Source organism: Aliiroseovarius sediminis (assembly GCF_022678485.1).
Lineage (GTDB): Bacteria > Pseudomonadota > Alphaproteobacteria > Rhodobacterales > Rhodobacteraceae > Aliiroseovarius > Aliiroseovarius sediminis.
Window position 1 is genome coordinate 53,632 of the sequence record NZ_JALBYP010000034.1, and the last position, 17,574, is coordinate 71,205.

At 58.3% G+C, this 17,574-nt stretch carries 17 protein-coding genes; 11 read left to right on the forward strand and 6 right to left on the reverse strand.

Annotation, left to right across the window (positions count from 1 at the left end; all coding sequences use genetic code 11):
• Window positions 1-34 precede the first annotated feature (34 nt).
• The 10 genes from MN186_RS10865 to MN186_RS10910 all read left to right on the forward strand — a co-directional run bounded on the left by MN186_RS10865 (window position 35) and on the right by MN186_RS10910 (window position 8,991).
• Window positions 35-598: a NifU family protein gene (locus MN186_RS10865; RefSeq protein WP_242114397.1), complete on the forward strand. Its 564-nt coding sequence runs from the start codon at window positions 35-37 to the stop codon at window positions 596-598.
• On the forward strand, window positions 588-1,205 hold the full coding sequence (gene tsaB / locus MN186_RS10870) for a tRNA (adenosine(37)-N6)-threonylcarbamoyltransferase complex dimerization subunit type 1 TsaB (RefSeq protein WP_242114398.1): 618 nt from the start codon (window positions 588-590) through the stop codon (window positions 1,203-1,205). The genes MN186_RS10865 and tsaB overlap by 11 nt, the downstream gene beginning before the upstream one ends.
• An 8-nt stretch (window positions 1,206-1,213) precedes the next feature.
• Entirely contained in the window at window positions 1,214-1,657 is a 444-nt protein-coding gene (gene rimI, locus MN186_RS10875) for a ribosomal protein S18-alanine N-acetyltransferase (RefSeq protein ID WP_242114399.1), read from the forward strand.
• Window positions 1,658-1,815: 158 nt separating this feature from the next.
• Window positions 1,816-2,811, forward strand: a complete 996-nt coding sequence (locus MN186_RS10880) for a BMP family lipoprotein (protein WP_242114400.1) — start codon at window positions 1,816-1,818, stop codon at window positions 2,809-2,811.
• 7 nt (window positions 2,812-2,818) lie between these two features.
• Window positions 2,819-4,390 carry an ABC transporter ATP-binding protein gene (locus MN186_RS10885; protein ID WP_242114401.1) on the forward strand — a complete coding sequence of 524 codons (1,572 nt, stop codon included), beginning with the start codon at window positions 2,819-2,821 and terminating at the stop codon, window positions 4,388-4,390.
• Complete coding sequence (locus MN186_RS10890) at window positions 4,390-5,487, forward strand: ABC transporter permease (protein WP_242114402.1); 1,098 nt, start codon at window positions 4,390-4,392, stop codon at window positions 5,485-5,487. The genes MN186_RS10885 and MN186_RS10890 overlap by 1 nt, the downstream gene beginning before the upstream one ends.
• Window positions 5,487-6,452: an ABC transporter permease gene (locus MN186_RS10895; RefSeq protein ID WP_242114403.1), complete on the forward strand. Its 966-nt coding sequence runs from the start codon at window positions 5,487-5,489 to the stop codon at window positions 6,450-6,452. The genes MN186_RS10890 and MN186_RS10895 overlap by 1 nt, the downstream gene beginning before the upstream one ends.
• The gene (locus MN186_RS10900; protein ID WP_242114404.1) at window positions 6,436-7,239 is read left to right on the forward strand and encodes a purine-nucleoside phosphorylase; all 804 of its coding nucleotides are present in this window, start codon (window positions 6,436-6,438) and stop codon (window positions 7,237-7,239) included. Before MN186_RS10895 ends, MN186_RS10900 begins: the two co-directional genes overlap by 17 nt.
• A 67-nt stretch (window positions 7,240-7,306) precedes the next feature.
• Window positions 7,307-8,224, forward strand: coding sequence for a sulfite exporter TauE/SafE family protein (locus MN186_RS10905; RefSeq protein ID WP_242114405.1), 918 nt, complete (start codon window positions 7,307-7,309; stop codon window positions 8,222-8,224).
• Window positions 8,224-8,991: a TIGR02186 family protein gene (locus tag MN186_RS10910; RefSeq protein WP_242114406.1), complete on the forward strand. Its 768-nt coding sequence runs from the start codon at window positions 8,224-8,226 to the stop codon at window positions 8,989-8,991. The genes MN186_RS10905 and MN186_RS10910 overlap by 1 nt, the downstream gene beginning before the upstream one ends.
• A 14-nt stretch (window positions 8,992-9,005) precedes the next feature.
• On the opposite strand, the gene MN186_RS10915 is transcribed toward MN186_RS10910, so the two are convergent.
• The 6 genes from MN186_RS10915 to MN186_RS10940 form a co-directional block, all read right to left on the reverse strand.
• Window positions 9,006-10,544 carry an ATP-dependent DNA helicase gene (locus tag MN186_RS10915; protein ID WP_242114407.1) on the reverse strand — a complete coding sequence of 513 codons (1,539 nt, stop codon included), beginning with the start codon at window positions 10,542-10,544 and terminating at the stop codon, window positions 9,006-9,008.
• Between the two features lie 67 nt (window positions 10,545-10,611).
• The gene (locus MN186_RS10920) at window positions 10,612-11,262 is read right to left on the reverse strand and encodes an acyl-homoserine-lactone synthase (protein WP_242114408.1); all 651 of its coding nucleotides are present in this window, start codon (window positions 11,260-11,262) and stop codon (window positions 10,612-10,614) included.
• A 90-nt stretch (window positions 11,263-11,352) separates the two neighbouring features.
• Window positions 11,353-12,066 (reverse strand): helix-turn-helix transcriptional regulator, encoded by a 714-nt coding sequence (locus MN186_RS10925; RefSeq protein WP_242114409.1) that lies wholly within the window; start codon window positions 12,064-12,066, stop codon window positions 11,353-11,355.
• Window positions 12,011-12,226, reverse strand: a complete 216-nt coding sequence (locus tag MN186_RS10930; RefSeq protein WP_242114410.1) for a hypothetical protein — start codon at window positions 12,224-12,226, stop codon at window positions 12,011-12,013. The genes MN186_RS10925 and MN186_RS10930 overlap by 56 nt, the downstream gene beginning before the upstream one ends.
• A gap of 264 nt (window positions 12,227-12,490) precedes the next feature.
• Entirely contained in the window at window positions 12,491-13,780 is a 1,290-nt protein-coding gene (ccrA, locus tag MN186_RS10935; RefSeq protein ID WP_242114411.1) for a crotonyl-CoA carboxylase/reductase, read from the reverse strand.
• Window positions 13,781-13,927: 147 nt separating this feature from the next.
• Window positions 13,928-15,376 (reverse strand): 1-acyl-sn-glycerol-3-phosphate acyltransferase, encoded by a 1,449-nt coding sequence (locus tag MN186_RS10940; protein ID WP_242114412.1) that lies wholly within the window; start codon window positions 15,374-15,376, stop codon window positions 13,928-13,930.
• 229 nt (window positions 15,377-15,605) lie between these two features.
• On the opposite strand from MN186_RS10940, the gene MN186_RS10945 reads away from it, so the two are divergent.
• Entirely contained in the window at window positions 15,606-17,573 is a 1,968-nt protein-coding gene (locus tag MN186_RS10945; RefSeq protein ID WP_242114413.1) for a protein meaA, read from the forward strand.
• Window position 17,574 lies beyond the last annotated feature (1 nt).

The window sequence follows — 17,574 nt, forward strand, 5'->3', positions numbered from 1 at the left end:
CCCATATCAAACGCGACTAACAAGGTGCGCCATCATGTTTATCCAGACAGAATCGACCCCCAACCCCGCAACGCTGAAATTCCTGCCCGGACAGGCCGTTCTTGGCACTGGCACGGCGGATTTTCCGTCGCCCGATACCGCCGACAGCTCGCCCCTAGCGCAGCGGATTTTCAAGGTTCAGGGCGTAACAGCCGTGTTCCTTGGCGCCGATTTCGTGACTGTCACGAAGGCCGATGATACCGAATGGGATCACATCAAACCGGCGATCCTTGGTGCCATTATGGAGCATATGCAATCCGGCCAACCAGTCATGGAAGGCGAGGCTTCGACCCCAACCGGCCATGCCGAACACCACGGCGAAGACGGCGAGATTGTAGAGCAGATCAAGGAACTGTTGGACACGCGCGTGCGCCCTGCCGTGGCGCAGGATGGCGGCGATATCACCTTTCATGGCTTTGACCGCGGTATCGTTTATCTGCATATGCAAGGCGCTTGTGCAGGTTGCCCATCCTCGACCCTGACCCTGAAAATGGGGATCGAGAATCTGCTGAAGCATTATATCCCCGAGGTGGTCGAGGTGCGGCCCGTTGCCGTGTAATCCTCTGATTTTGGCATTTGACACATCGGCCGCGCATTGCGCGGCCGCTTTGCTGTCAGGCGATGATATCATTGCCGCGAAAACCCAGCAGATGGTAAGGGGGCAAGCCGAACGCTTGATGCCCCTGCTGGAAGAGGTGTTGAGTTCGGTCAATGTCGCGTGGGTTGATCTTGACGCCCTTGGTGTCGGAATCGGCCCGGGCAACTTTACCGGCATCCGTATCTCGGTCGCTACGGCGCGCGGGCTGGCCTTGTCGCTGGGCATTCCCGCGATCGGCGTATCGTCGCTTGAGGCGCAGGCAATCGACACGCCGCGCCCTGTCTGGTCGCTGATCGACGCGCGGCGGGACCATCTTTATGGGCAATATCTACGACCTGGCGGTGACAACGAAGCGCCAAGCCTCATGTCCGCCCGCGAAGCCGCCGCGCTGTCCGGCGCACGCATCGGCCCTGACGCGCTAACCGACCCGGCAGGCGCCATCGCCCGCATTGCCGCGCGACGTCTGGCCCGGGCCAGCGCGGTGCCAATCCCTCGCCCCGCGCCCCTCTATGTTCGCAGCGCCGACGCCGCGCCACCGCGCGACCCGGCCCCCCTGATCCTGCCGTAAACGCCGGTATGACCGCTTATTCCCCGACACGACTAGCAGCCCTTCACTCCGCTGCATTTTCTGAAGGCCGTACGTGGAACGCGGATGAAATAAGGGGGATGCTCACCTCTCGGCTAGTGTTCGTGGTGACCACCCCGCACGGTTTTGCCATGGGCCGAGTGGTCGTTGACGAGGCAGAACTTCTGACCATCGCCGTTGACCCCGGCTGGCAGGGCCACGGCATCGGCCGCGACCTTCTTAGACGGTTCGAAGCGGAAGCCCGCAATCGTGGTGCCGTCCGCGCCTTTCTTGAAGTCGCGCAGGACAACACGGCCGCCCGCGCGCTATATAACTCCGCCGGCTGGTCAGAATCCGGTCGACGTGCCAGGTATTATGCCCGCCCGACCGGGCGCAACGTCGATGCCATCATGATGCACAAATGGTTTACCCAAGGTGAAGCATCTGGAAACTAGAGTTTTTGGGAACGGGCGCAAAAACTAAATATTGACCCCACCCTTGCCCTCTGCCCAAAATCCCGGATGATCGAATGAAGCGAGCTGCTCGCAGTCCTCGGGATTCGGCCTGTCATGCGCAGGCCACCCCAACAACAATAGAAACCGGGAGTATCCAAATGACCCTGATGAAATCATGCCTTGGCGCCGCCGCCACAATGGCCCTGAGCGCAGGCGCGGCCCTTGCCGACCCCGCAATTATTTTCGACCTTGGCGGCAAATTTGATAAGTCGTTCAACGAAGCAGGCCATAACGGCGCACAGAAATGGGCCGAGGAAACCGGCAAGGATTACCTTGAGATCGAAATTCAGTCCGAAGCCCAGCGCGAACAGGCGCTGCGTCGTTTTGCCGAAACCGGCGCCAACCCGGTCATCACCCTGGGCTTTGCGATGTCCGCACCCTTGGACGAGATTGCGCCCGATTATCCCGACACCACCTTTGTCACCAATGACGGCTGGTCGGATGCACCCAACGTCCTGAACACCGTCTTTTCAGAACATGAAGGCTCGTATCTGGCAGGAATCGTGGCAGCGATGGCGTCTGAATCGGATGTGCTGGGCTTCATCGGCGGCATGGATATTCCGCTGATCCGCAAATTCGGCTGTGGCTATGCACAAGGTGTGCTGGCGACGAAACCGGAAGCCAAGGTGATTTCCAACATGACCGGCACCACCCCGACAGCATGGAACGACCCGGTGAAAGGCGGCGAGCTGACGAAAGCACAGATCAGCCAAGGCGCCGACGTGATCTATGCCGCCGCCGGTGGCACCGGGCTTGGTGTTTTGCAGACCGCCGCAGACGAAGGCATTCTATCGGTTGGCGTTGATAGCAACCAAAACCATCTGCACCCCGGCAAGGTTCTGACCTCGATGGTCAAACGGGTTGATGTATCTGTCTATGACGCCATGATGAAAGGCGAAGATCTGGAACCGGGCGTGCGCGTGATGGACTTGGCCCATGACGGCGTTGCTTTGGCGATGGATGAACATAACGCAGACCTTATTACGGACGAAATGAAAGCCGCCGTTGAAGAGGCTACCGCGAAAATTATCGCGGGAGAGATCACCGTCCACGACTATACGTCCGACGACAGCTGCCCTGTAATCGACTTCTGAGCAACCGATGACGGATGCACCCAAAGTGGGGCAACAGGAAACTGTTGCCCCGGCAATTGAACTTCGCGGCATCTCGAAGGCATTTGGCCCGGTGCAGGCGAACAAGGACATCTCGATTTCCGTGCAGCCGGGAACGATCCACGGGATCATCGGCGAAAATGGCGCGGGTAAATCGACGCTGATGTCCATCCTTTACGGGTTCTACAAGGCGGATGAAGGGCAAATCTTCATCCACGGCAATGAAACCCAGATCCCCGACAGTCAGGCCGCCATCGCGGCCGGCATCGGGATGGTGTTCCAGCACTTTAAACTGGTTGAAAATTTCTCAGTGCTTGAGAACGTGATCCTTGGGGTTGAAGATGGTCCCATGCTGCGACCGTCTTTATCAAAGGCTCGCAAGTCACTGAAATCACTTGCTGAAGAATATGAGCTTCATGTCGATCCAGACGCTCTGATCGAAGATCTGGGCGTCGGCGTCCTGCAACGTGTCGAAATTCTGAAGGCGTTGTATCGCGAAGCTGATATCCTGATCCTTGACGAACCCACCGGCGTTCTGACCCCCGCCGAGGCCGATCACCTGTTTCGTATCCTCAACGGTCTGCGCGATCAGGGGAAAACGATCATCTTGATCACCCACAAGCTGCGCGAGATAATGGAAATAACCGACACCGTATCCGTTATGCGGCGCGGCGAAATGACCGCGACGGTCAAAACAAAAGACACCAACCCCGAACATCTGGCCGAGCTGATGGTGGGCCGAAAAGTATTGCTGCGGGTCGACAAGGTGCCAGCGAAACCAGGCGAAAAGATCCTTGAAATCGAAGACCTGCGGATGGTTGACGATCATGGAGTCGAACGCCTGAAAGGTATTTCATTGAATGTGCAGGCCGGGGAAATCCTGGGCATTGCAGGCGTATCCGGTAACGGCCAATCGCAACTTCTTGAAGTTCTGGGTGGTTATGCCAAGGCTACGGGTGACATTCGCATCAACGGACAACATCTTGATTTGTCAGGCAGCCGGTCAGACGCCCGATCACGCCGCGCGCGCGGCATTGCGCATGTGCCCGAAGATCGTCAGGAACACGGGCTGATCATGGAATTTCCCGCTTGGCAAAACATGGTATTCGGCTATCACCACGCGCCGGAATATCAGAAGAACAAGCTTTTGATGGACAATGCGAAGATGCTTGAGGTCGCACAGGACAAGATGGACCGGTTTGATGTGCGCCCCCCCAATCCCCATCTTGCGGCAAAAAGCTTTTCAGGCGGGAACCAGCAGAAAATCGTCGTTGCCCGCGAGATTGAGCGTCACCCCGATCTGCTTTTGGTTGGCCAGCCCACCCGCGGCGTAGATATCGGTGCGATCGAGTTTATACATAGACAAATCATCGACCTGCGTGACCAGGGCAAGGCGGTTTTGCTTGTCTCGGTCGAGCTGGAAGAGATTTTGTCGCTCAGTGATCGCATCGCGGTGATGTTCGACGGGCATATCATGGGCGAGCGCCTGCCCGATCAGACCGACGAACGCGAACTTGGTCTGATGATGGCCGGGGTGACTGGCAAAGGGGACGTTGCCTGATGGATAAGATGCCGAAATGGGCCGATGTCGCCCTGATCCCGTTTCTGAACCTGCTGATCGCCTTTGTCCTGTCCGGACTGGTCATTCTGGCAATCGGTGAAAACCCGATCAAAGCGTTGCAGATGATGATCTCGGGGGCGTTGGGGTCCAGCTATGGCTGGGGCTATACGCTGTATTATGCGACTAACTTCATCTTCACTGGGCTTGCCGTTTCGATCGCGTTCAAGGCTGCGATGTTCAACATTGGTGGTGAAGGTCAAGCGATGATTGGCGGGCTGGGTGTGGCGCTGGTGTGTCTTTATATCCCCTTCCCGCATTGGTCGGTCGCGCTTCTGGTCGCGATGGCAGGCGGCGCGATCTTTGGCGCGGCTTGGGCAATCATTCCGGCCTATCTGCAAGCTCGGCGCGGCAGTCATGTCGTGATCACCACGATCATGTTCAACTTCATCGCGGCGTCCGTGTTGAACTATATGCTGGTCAACGTGCTGCGGGTAAAAGGGTCGATGGACCCGGCCTCGGGCAGGTTTCCGGAAACCACCCACCTGCCCACGCTTCATGATATCTTGGCCCCTCTGGGTATCTCATTCTCGCGCGCGGCCCCGGTCAATGTGTCGCTTTTCATCGCGCTGATTGCCTGTGTCGTCGTCTATCTTCTGCTCTGGCGGTCGCGGCTGGGGTACGAAATCCGCGCCTTTGGGCTGTCGCCCGATGCGTCGGTTTACGCCGGGATTTCGCCCTTCAAAATTATCATGATCGCGATGATCCTGTCGGGCGGGCTGTCGGGCATGATGTCCATCAACAACACGATGGGCGAGGCCGAGCGGCTGGTGCTGAACTCGGTCGAAGGGGCAGGCTTCATCGGGATCGCTGTGGCGCTGATGGGGCGCAATCACCCGTTTGGCGTGCTGCTGGCCGCACTCCTCTTCGGATTTCTCTATCAAGGCGGCAGCGAGCTGTCGTTGTGGACCAAAATTCCGCGCGAGCTGGTCATCGTCATTCAAGCCCTTGTGATCCTGTTCACCGGCGCGCTTGACAACATGGTGCGCGGGCCGGTCGAACGCATCTTCATCAACTATGCAAAGCGGAGGGCCGGCTGATGGATTTCGCCACCATAATCCAGATCGCGGATAGCGCGCTGCGCCTGGCCACGCCGCTGTTGCTGGCCTGCCTTGCCGGGCTGTTTTCCGAACGCGCGGGCATTTTCGACATCGGGCTTGAAGGTAAAATCCTGGCCTCGGCGTTCTTCTCGGCCGCGGTGGCCGCGTCGACCGGCTCGGTCTGGCTGGGGCTTATTGCCGGTGTCGCATCGTCGCTGGCCTTCTCGGGCGTGCATGGCGTCGCTTCGATCACGTTTCAGGGCAACCAACTGATCTCTGGCGTTGCACTGAACTTTTTGGCGTCAGGGATCACGATCTTGATCGGGACGGCCTGGTTCAGTCTGGGTGGTCGCACGCCCAGCCTGTCCGGCGGCCAACGGTTTTCGCCGGTTGACCTGCCGTTCGCGGATGCCGTTGCAAATGTGCCAGTGCTTGGCCCAATCTATTCCGACCTTTTGTCGGGCCACACAATCTTGGTCTATGTGGCGCTGCTGATGGTTCCGTTATCTTGGTTCGTCCTATATCGAACTCGCTTCGGGCTGCGTTTGCGGGCGGTTGGGGAAAACCCGGCGGCGGTGGATACTGCGGGCGTATCGGTGATACGTCTGCGCTATGCATCAATGGCGATTGCAGGGGTCCTGTGTGGGCTGGCCGGCGTTTATCTGGCGACCGGCTTGGCGGCCGGCTTCGTCAAGGAAATGAGCGCCGGGCGTGGATTCATTGCGCTGGCCGCATTGATCTTCGCCCGCTGGCGCCCTTGGAACGCGCTTTATGCAACGCTTTTGTTCGGGCTGCTCGAAGCCATCGCAAACCGTTACCAGAACATCGATCTTGGTGCGTTCGTCCTTCCGGTTCAGTTCATGCAGGCCTTGCCTTACATTCTGACTGTGATCATTCTGGCAGGCTTTGGCGGCACCGCCGTTGCGCCGAAAGCAGGGGGCCAGCCTTATGTCAAAGAACGCTAAGGCGCTGGCCGCACAGGTTCGCGATCTCGCGGGCTCTGAACCGATCGAGGTGGGGTTGGTCCTTGGCTCGGGTCTGGGCCACCTCGCCGATGCCATTGATGGCGTGTCGATCCCCTATGACCAGCTTGACGGCTTTCCACAGGCCCATGTCTCGGGGCACGATCCCAAGCTGGTGATCGGCCAGCTGCAGGACGCACGAGTGGCCGTGTTGGGTGGCCGCTCGCACTATTACGAGGCGGGGCAAGCCGATGCGATGCGTCTGCCCCTAGAGCTTTTGAAAACCCTTGGAGCGGACAAGCTAATCCTGACGAACGCTGCCGGGTCAATGCGGCTGGACATTCCGCCGGGCGAGTTGATGCAGATCACCGACCACATCAATTTTTCGGGCCTGAACCCACTGATCGGAGAGCGTTCCGACGCCCGCTTTGTCCCTATGGGTGACGCTTATGACGCCGATATGCAGGCCGGCTTCACTGACATCGCGAAACAGGAAGGCATCACGCTGACGCCAGGCATTTATGCGTGGTATTCTGGCCCATCGTTCGAAACACCAGCCGAAATCCGCGCCATCCGCACCTTGGGCGCAGACGCGGTTGGCATGTCCACCGTGCCCGAGGTGATTCTTGCCCGCTTTCTTGGCCTGCGCGTGGCTGCGTTTTCAACCATCACCAATATGGCACAAGGTCTATCGGACGAGGCGATCAGCCATGAACACACCAAGGCCATGGCCCCTTTGGGCGCGGAAAAGCTGGAAAAGCTGCTCCGCCGCTACTTAACACGTGACTAACCCCCGTCTCATGGGCCAAGAAGGACACCAACAGCCCAGAAATCTTTAGCCCAGAGTTCGATTTTCAATGCAGATTTACCTGCCCATCGCCGAGGTATCCGTAAACGCCTTTCTCTTGCTGGGCCTTGGCGGCATTGTCGGGATTCTGTCTGGAATGTTCGGTGTGGGCGGCGGCTTTCTGATCACGCCGCTGCTGTTTTTCATTGGTATCCCGCCGGCGGTCGCCGTCGCAACGGGGGCCAATCAGATCGTCGCAAGTTCATTCTCTGCCGTATTGGCCCATCTGAAACGAAAAACGGTGGATTTACGCATGGGGGGCGTGCTGCTGATCGGCGGCCTGATAGGGGCAGCGTTCGGTGTGCAACTTTTCAACACGCTGAAAGAAATGGGGCAGGTCGATCTTCTGGTGAAGCTGTCTTACGTTCTGTTCTTGGGCATCGTCGGTTTCTTGATGTTTGTGGAAAGCCTGAACGCCCTGATGAGGACGCGCGGGGGCAAGTCGGTTCCCGTCCGGCGCAAACATCTTTGGGTGCATAACCTGCCCTTCAAAGTGAAGTTTCGCACATCCGGGCTTTATATCTCGGTCATTCCGCCCATCCTTGTGGGGGTGCTGGTGGGCGTGCTTGCGGCGATCATGGGCGTTGGCGGCGGGTTCATCATGGTGCCTGCAATGATCTATCTTTTGGGGATGCCGACAAAGGTGGTCGTGGGAACATCGCTTTTTCAGATTATCTTCGTGACCGCGTTCACAACGCTTTTGCACGCAACCACAAACTTCACTGTGGATATGGGGCTGGCCGTTCTGCTGCTAATCGGTGGCGTGGTCGGAGCCCAGGTTGGGACGCGGATTGGCTTGAAGCTGAAAGCCGAACAGTTGCGCGTACTGCTGGCGCTTTTGGTGCTGGTGGTTTGCGGCAAACTGGGGTTGGACCTACTGATCCAACCCGCTGAGTTGTACGAGATCGGACAGGCGGAGGGGCATTGATGTTGCGTCTGATTGCCCTTGTCGCCCTGATCCTTGTGGCCCCCCTGCCCGCGTTGGCCGAGAAGGTGGTCGCCGGCCTAAGTCAGAATCGCGTGTCGATCACTGCGACGTTCGTTGGCTCGGAAATCTTGGTTTTTGGTGCAGTCAAACGCGACGCCCCCCCACCCGAGGACGGCCCGCTTCAGGTCATCGTCGTGGTGGAAGGACCGGCCCATCCGGTCACCGTGCGCAAAAAGGACAAGCGGTTCGGCATCTGGGTCAATACCGACGCAATCGAACTGGCGGCTGCACCCAGTTTCTATGCCGTGGCAACCTCGGCCGCGTTGCAGGACACCGTATCCACATTGGAAGATTTACGTCATCTAATCTCGGTCGAGCGGTCGATCCGCATCAGCGACAATCCGTTCACCAACGAAGACCCCCGTGATTTCACTCGTGCGCTGATCCGCATCCGCGAAAACTCGGGACTCTACAAGCTGATGGAGAACTCCGTAAACCTGCGCGAGGACACGCTGTTTGACACCCGGATCGGCCTGCCTTCCAACTTGACCGAAGGTGAATACCGCACACGAATCTTCCTGACGCGAGAAGGTCGCGTTGCGTCACAATATGAAACCGTGATCAACGTGCAGAAGGTCGGGTTGGAACAATGGGTCTTTGATCTCGCCCATGATCAGCCGCTGATCTATGGCATTCTGTCTCTGGTTATCGCGATTGCTGCGGGCTGGGGCGCGTCTGCGTTGTTCCGGGTAATCCTGCGCACGTAAAGCAGTAGTGCGGGTCAGGCTGCGCCGTCCTCTTGCGCCTCTAACGCGAGCGCCGCAGGTTTGCTGGGCAGATCACGGGTCGACAACACATTTTCGGGCCGGGCCAGCGCATAGCGTTTAACCCAGTGCAACCGCGTTTCTGCCCGCGTGATCGCCACATAGGCCAAACGTTTCCAAAGCGGCAGGCCCGCCTCGGTCCGCCCCGCACGGGAAGCGGCCCAAATGTCAGGCGCAAATACCTGCACTTCGGGCCATTGCGACCCCTGCGCCTTGTGGATTGTAACCGCTGCACCGTGCAGAAACGTTGCCCCCATATGCGCGGCATAGGGGATAAAGGGTTCTTCTTCATCCGGTTGTTCGATCTTGATGATCGACGCCGCCGACAGTTGCGGGTCCTCTGCACCCAACACGTGCAGGCGCGAGAAACCGGGCCGTTTGCCTGGGCCAAGATAAACGCATTGCGCGCCTTTGATCAGCCCGCGCGCCTCAAGATCGATACGTTTCTTGCGGTGTTTCAAGGGCAGTTCGATCCCGTCACAGATCAAGGGTTCGCCCGGCAAAAGCTCGAACTCAGGCGCGTCGAACGCCCCACGAAACGCACGGATCAACCGCACCCGCGTTACATTGCGCCAGACGAGTACAGGTGAGCGGGCCATCAAGTCGGCATTGACGCGTGGCGCCACGACGACGCGATCATCGCTGCGAGCTGCCTCTTCTATCATGCGCTCGAACCCCGCGAAATCCAGCGTATCGTCCGCCAGCGCGTGGGCCAGATCAAGGATCGGGTTATCCTGCGCTTGTCGGTGAATGCGGTGTAGAACCATCTTGCGGCTGTCACCCAGGCGATCAAAAATCATCTCGCCAGACTGGCCGACAGGTGCCAGCTGCGCCGGATCGCCGAACAGAACGAGAGTCGGGAAAATCTCGCGAAGGTCATTGAATTGCTTTTCGTCCAGCATCGAGCTTTCATCAACGAACCCTACATCCAACGGGTCGTCGCGGCGCTTCCAACCGGTTATGAAATCCGAGCCGCGCAGGCCTGCCGTTGCGAGCGCTCCCGGTATGGATTTATGGGTCTGATAGAAGGCATGGGCGCGATCCAGCGCTTCTTCTGTCAGGCCTTCGACGGCGGGTCGATCGCCTCTGCCTGCCAGCCACTCAGCGATCTTTTCGTATTCCGGGTCATAGACGGGGGTGTAAAGAATGCGGTGAATGGTTGTCGCTGGCACGCCACGATTACGCAGCACACTTGCGGCCTTGTTCGTCGGGGCAAGGATGGCCAGCGTTCTGCGATCCTTGCGGCGTTTTCCTTCCCAATCGCCCGACACGACCTCAACCCCCGCGTCTTCCAGGGCGCGGTAAAGCTGTGCCAGAAGCATGGTCTTGCCCGAGCCCGCTTTGCCGATCACCGCCATCACGTTGGATTTTCCATCGGATAGCGGCGTCAGCAACGCATCGTCCAGATTGACGCCCGCACCGCGCAGCATGTCGGCTACGCGGTCATGGGCTTCGGCTTGGTCGTCGGAATAGGTCAGGGGCGCGCCAGTTTTCATGACGCAACCCTACCCTGCGCACAGATACTGCGCCAGCACAGAGGGCACAGATGAGTTCGATAATTTCCTATGCGCTTGCCGAGATATCGTCGGGTGTCGCAACGCGCTGACCAAGACCCAGCGAATAGCGCAGCCAGTTTTTGCTGGTTTCGCGATCCACGCCCACGCGGGCCAAGGTCGGGGCAAAAGCGTCGTCATTCATCGACCACAGACCAACACCGATACGTTCCTTACCCTCACCACCGGTTCCGATCACTTCAGGTTCAAGACCCATCAACCGATAGATACGTTCCATTCGCGGATCGAAAACACCGACGTAATGGCGCAGCTTGAAAGCTGCCATCAGCTCGCCCGCCCCCAGCGCAAGTGCAGCCGAAGCGCGACGATCGGCACCCGGCGCCAGGCAAAAGCGCGTACATTCCCAGATAAGCGGGCTTTCGATATGCACGCCGTCGGTAAGGTGATCGAAATGGTCGTTGACCATCGTGCGGCCCACCGTAGGTAGAAAACGCATCGACCCTCCGTGGCGGCCATCGGATTGTTCCCAGATCACATAAAGCGGATTCATCGCGTCGTATTCGTCGCGTTCGTGACCTGCCTCGTCCACATGGACCGCCCAGCCCAGGCGGCGCGAGAACTGTTCGGCGCGATCGCGGAACATGGTGTCAGCCAGAAGCGGGAAGTTGTTCAGATCATTAGCATAGAGATAGCGCAGCATCGGTTTAGCTCCTTTGTCCGATTGGTTAGCAACACAATGCTCGCGCTAAGGTTAATTTAAGGCAAATGACTTAAGCGTTTTAGGTGAATTTTAAACAATGATGATCCCGGTCGACAACGCGCGAGCTACCGCGTGGGTTGTATTCATAGCACCCAATTTATGACGCGCTGATTCGATGTACACCCTTAAAGTGTGCTCGGAAATGTTCAGTTCTGCCGCTGATTGCGCACGATTCATTCCCTTGGCAAGGCAGGTCATCGCCGACAATTCACGCGGTGAAAGCGAAGGAGATTGCAGGTCCTGCCCCCAGTTTTCGAACTCCAGCGCCTTCTTGTTCAGCTCATGCGCCACAATCATCAGGTCGCGGGTATTCTCATCCACGAAGGTTTCCCACGCGTCATCGTCTGCTGTCGCGTTCATCGTGAACAAGGCAAATTGACCATTTGGCCCGCGTATCGGAATCGTGAAACCCTGATTGCCCAGTCCGTGCTGCTGTGCATCTTGCAACATCGCGCGAGCAGCCTTCGAGGACCAATCTAACTCTTTCCAGATGACGGGCGTAAACCTCTGAAAACAACCGAATATCACCGGGTCAGTGCGCAGATAATCCTTTTCAAGATAGCGATCCACCCATTCGGCGCTGTATGTGCCGGCACCGAACCTTTCACCGACAGAATTCACCCAATGGTAAACGGTATGCGCGACCTCGTAATGGTCTCGCAACGCTTCGGTTACAACCTGAAGATCTTCAAGCGAGCTCGCCGCCTGCAACGTAGAGACAAGGTCTTCCAACCGGCTTTTCATGTCTGCGCGAGATCTCCGTCTCTTGTCGTGAGGCAGAGGCGATTTCGGTCATGGCAATCAGTCGGGCGTCATCCAGTTGATCCGCCGTAACTGACAAACCGTTCCGAACCGCATAGGCCTTCAGGTCAGTAAGAACATCAATGATCCATTCATCAGACATGTAAAGCCTCGTAGTCACAAGTCGGAAAACAACCATCGCATGTGAAATGTGGCTTTTATATTCACAATATTACCATCCCCATAAATAGCGAGGGTATATCGGCTAACCCGTTGTTCTGTTCAAGTCATGGAAAATTTTCATGTTTCAGTCGCCGCATACTAAGGCTTGGTTGGGCACGTGATTCGCGGCATATGGGGTGGATGCATAAGAAAAAGCCCCCCACCCATAACGGGTGGAGGGCTTAACTTTCAGCCGAATACAAGCTTATTTCGGGCCCGCCTCAAGCGCATCTTCAAAGGTGCGTAGGCCGGTTTTCGGGGCTTGAACCAAGACCGCCATGTTTCCGGGTTTGTGTTCATTGCGCAGCATTTTCATATGCGCATCCGGGATCTCATCCCAGGGAAACACCTCGGACATACCGGGGTCGATCCGGCGTTCGATCATCATGCGGTTGGCAGATGCGGCCTGTTTCAAGTGGGCAAAGTGGCTGCCCTGAACGCGTTTTTGGTGCATCCACAGATACCGAACGTCGAAGGTGCAATTGAACCCCGTGGTGCCGGCGCAGATCACGACCATACCGCCTTTTTTGCAGACAAAAGTCGACACTGGGAAGGTTGCTTCACCTGGATGTTCGAACACCATGTCCACATTGTTGCCTTTGCCGGTGATGTCCCAGATCGCCTTGCCGAACTTGCGGACCTCTTTGAACCAAGCGGCGTATTCGGGCGTGTTCACCGTGGGCAACTGGCCCCAGCAGCTAAAGTCTTTACGATTGATCACGCCTTTCGCGCCCAAGGACATGACAAAGTCGCGCTTGTCCTCGTCAGAAATAACACCGATCGCATTTGCGCCCGCCGCGTTGATAAGCTGGATCGCGAATGAGCCAAGGCCGCCGGACGCGCCCCAAACCAACACGTTCTGACCCGGCTTCAGCTCGTGCGGCGCGTGGCCGAACAGCATCCGGTACGCAGTGGCCAGCGTCAGGGTATAGCAGGCGCTTTCTTCCCAAGTCAGGTGCTTGGGGCGTGGCAAAAGCTGCTGAGCCTGCACGTTGGTAAACTGCGCAAACGACCCATCGGGGGTTTCATATCCCCAAATCCGCTGGCTGGGCGAAAACATGGGGTCGCCCCCGTTACATTCCTCGTCGTCGCCGTCGTCTTGGTTGCAGTGGATGACCACCTCGTCACCCACTTTCCAGCTTTTCACCTTGTCGCCAACGGCCCACACGATGCCCGACGCGTCAGAACCCGCGATATGATAATCTGCGCCATGCCCGTCAAAAGGCGATATCGGCACGCCCAGCCCGGCCCAGACACCATTATAATTCACGCCCGCCGCCATGACGAGCACCAGCACCTCGTGACTGTCCAGCTTTGGTGTATCCACAACTTCGACCTGAAACGATTTATCCGGCTCGCCGTGGCGTTCGCGACGGATCGCCCAAGCATACATCTGCGCGGGGACATGGCCCAAAGGCGGCATCTCTCCGATTTCATACAGGTCTTTTTTCGGGGCATCGTAATCTGCGATGCTGGGTTGGGTATCCAGAGCCATCTGGGCCTCCTGCCGTTACGCGTTATCTGATTCTGTTGCCGCATTGCAGAAATGCGGCTGCTAATGCAGCATTACGTATCGCTCCGCAAGAATGCAACCACATTGCGGCAAATTTTGTAATTTTATGTCGCGAGAAGTGTTGGCGCATCATTTCGGCAAGACAGCGGCATCTGCAACTTCGGCGGGCGCCAGATCGGAAATTTGCACGGTGCGGATCGCATCGGACAGATGCGCGATCGAGTTCGCGTAGTAAGACAGGATCAGCCGATCCGCCGGCCTGACACGGTATCGCGCATCCGGCCCGTCGCCGTCTTCCACCACCAGCTTGCGTGACAAAAGCAGACGAAGCCCCACCTCTGCGGCATAGACCATATCGCCCCGCGGTAAATGCACATGGGCACCGCGGCTTTCCATATCGGCGACGAGCGTTTCAAAGCGTTCCTCAATCTGGGCGCGCGTGTGGCCGCCATCTTCAAGAAGGATCGCCGCGACAACGGGCACGGGAAGCACCGGCACAACGGCGCGGATGCGCGACATCAGCTCTTTGCCCAGCGGGATCAGTATTTGGTTCGGCGTGCGATCACCCAAATAGGCGGTCAAAGACAGCGGTGCCCCGAACGACACGCTTGCATATCCAAAACGGTGAAACTTTCCGGTCAGTCGCTGCCAGACATGACGCCCGACATGACGCGCAACATATTTGAAGCGCAGACCGAACTTGCGGTGTCCGCTGACATCAGCGGCCACCAAAACGCGGTCTTCAAGCACACGGTCATAGTTCATCGCCACTGGCACAAATACCACGTCGCGATTCTTGCCCGGCTCGAAATCCTGCACGATATAGCTGAGCAACCCCAGCTTCGGCGCCCCGACCGTGCCATTCAGGCTCAGCCCGCCTTCGGGGAACATCGCCTGCGTCACGCCGCCATCGGTCGCCATCCGCACATAGCGCGCCAGCACCTTGCGGTAGAGCGCATTGCGGCTTTTGCGACGAATGAAGAAGGCCCCCATCGAGCGGATCAGCCCGCGCAACGGCCAGACCCGCGCCCATTCGCCCACCGCATAGGACAGGTGCGACCGCTCAGCCGCCAGCCATGTCACCAGCACATAGTCCATGTTGGATCGGTGGTTCATGACAAAGACGACGGTCGCATCCGGCTCGATCTCGCGCAGGCGGGCTTCGTCAAAGGCGCCAAGGCGAACGCGATAAAACGCCCGGCTCAGCAGCTTTGCCACCCAGATCCCGAACCCGAAATAGGCCGTGGCCGAAAACCGCGGCACGATCTCACGCGCATAGCGTTGAGCTTTCTCAAAGGCGACCTGTTCGGGAATGCCCTCTTCATGGGCGTGTTCGGCGATTGCCTGCGCGACCTCGGGGTCATAGGACAACCGCTGCACCATGTCGTACCGCCGCGCCAACTTGAACGGTTCAATCGGGCGTTCCAGTTTTTCGTTCAGACGCGCCACCGCGCGCTCTAACCGCCGACGGAAGAACCAGCGAACCGAGGGGAACAGGAAATGCGACGCGAATGTCACCGTGGCAAAAGCCAGGATCAGGATAAGCAGCCAAAGGGGCAGTTCTACGGTGCGCGTCATTGAGACACGTTTTCAGGAAATGACGGCAAGGTAAAGACTGTGCGGTGGGCTTTGAAAACAATTGGTTGTCGCGTTTTTGCGGGATGCGGGGTGCGGCACGACCGTTTTACCCAGCCCGCCGCGGCTGACGTCGCGCTGCGCAACAATATTCCTGCCAATTTACCCCTTGCGAAACATTGTTGCGTCTGCGAAAAATGCTGCAGCGCAACAACAAGGGGGAATCCCTGCCATGTCCAGCCAACACGATATCCGCCCTTGGCTTTTTCGCACCTATGCCGGTCATTCGACCGCCAAAGCGTCGAACGCGCTGTACCGCACGAACCTGTCCAAAGGGCAAACCGGGCTGTCGGTGGCCTTCGATCTGCCCACGCAGACGGGGTATGACAGCGATCATAAGTTGTCGCGCGGCGAAGTAGGCAAGGTCGGCGTGCCGCTTGGTCATCTGGGCGACATGCGGGCGCTGTTCGCTGATATCCCGTTGGAACAAATGAACACCTCGATGACAATCAACGCCACTGCGCCGTGGTTGTTGTCGCTGTACATAGCCGCCGCTGAGGAACAAGGCGCCGACATCTCGAAGCTGCAAGGCACGGTGCAGAACGATATCATCAAGGAATACCTGTCGCGCGGCACCTATGTCTGCCCGCCCGAACCATCGCTTCGCATGATCACGGACGTCGCGGCCTATACCCGCGAGCATTTGCCGAAGTGGAACCCGATGAACGTGTGTTCCTATCACCTGCAAGAAGCTGGCGCGACACCCGAGGAAGAATTGGCCTTCGCGCTGGCCACCGCCATTGCCGTGCTGGACGATCTGAAAAACAAAGTCCCGGCCGAGGCCTTCCCTGCTATGGTCGGACGCATTTCCTTCTTCGTTAACGCGGGCATCCGGTTCGTCACCGAGCTGTGCAAAATGCGCGCCTTTGTGGAGCTGTGGGATGAAATCACCCGCGACCGCTATGGCGTCGAGGACCCTAAATTCCGCCGGTTCCGCTATGGTGTCCAGGTGAACAGCCTTGGTCTGACCGAGCAGCAGCCAGAAAACAACGTATATCGCATTTTGATCGAGATGTTGGCGGTCACTCTGTCCAAGAACGCGCGCGCCCGCGCTGTGCAACTGCCTGCGTGGAACGAAGCACTTGGTTTGCCCCGCCCGTGGGATCAGCAATGGTCACTTCGGATGCAGCAGATTCTGGCGTATGAAACCGACCTTCTGGAATATGATGACCTGTTTGACAACAACCCCGCCGTCGAACGCAAAGTGGGCGAGCTGAAAGATGGCGCGCGCGCCGAGCTGGCCCAAATTGACGGGATGGGTGGGGCGGTTGCGGCCATCGAATACATGAAATCGCGGCTGGTGGAATCCAACGCCCGCCGCATTGCCAAGATCGAAGCAGGCGAGACCACCGTCGTCGGCGTAAACCGCTGGACCGAGGCCGCAGAAAGCCCTCTGACCGCAGGGGACGGTGCGATCATGGTGGCGGACAAGGAAGCCGAGGCGGATCAGATCGCGCGGCTGGAGCAATGGCGCACTAACCGGGACGCGGCGGCGGTCAAGTCCGCGCTGGACGCTCTGCACGCTGCGGCCAAATCCGGTGACAACATCATGCCGCCGTCGATCGCGGCGGCGAAAGCGGGTGTGACCACCGGCGAATGGGGCGAGGTGATGCGCCAGACCTTCGGGCAATATCGCGCCCCAACGGGTGTGTCGAAAAACCCATCAAACCGCACCGAAGGGCTGGACGAAATCCGTGCCCGCGTCGATGCGGTGTCAGATGCACTTGGCCGCCGCCTGACCTTCCTGGTTGGTAAACCGGGCCTGGATGGTCATTCCAACGGTGCCGAACAAATCGCCGCCCGCGCCCGCGATTGCGGGATGGAGATTACATATGAAGGTATCCGCCTGACGCCCGAAGAACTCGTCGCCTCGGCCATCGAAACCGAGGCGCATGTGGTCGGCCTGTCGATCCTGTCGGGCAGTCACATCCCGCTACTGGAAGAACTGATCGAACGAATGCGTGAAGCGGGCTTGGGCCATATTCCTGTCGTCGCAGGCGGCATCATTCCGGATGAGGACGCAGAGCGCCTGCGCGCGATGGGTGTTGCCAAAGTCTATACGCCCAAGGATTTCGAGCTGAACACCATCATGGAAGATATCGTGACGCTGGTCGCCCCAAAGACCGTCGCGGCGGAGTAGG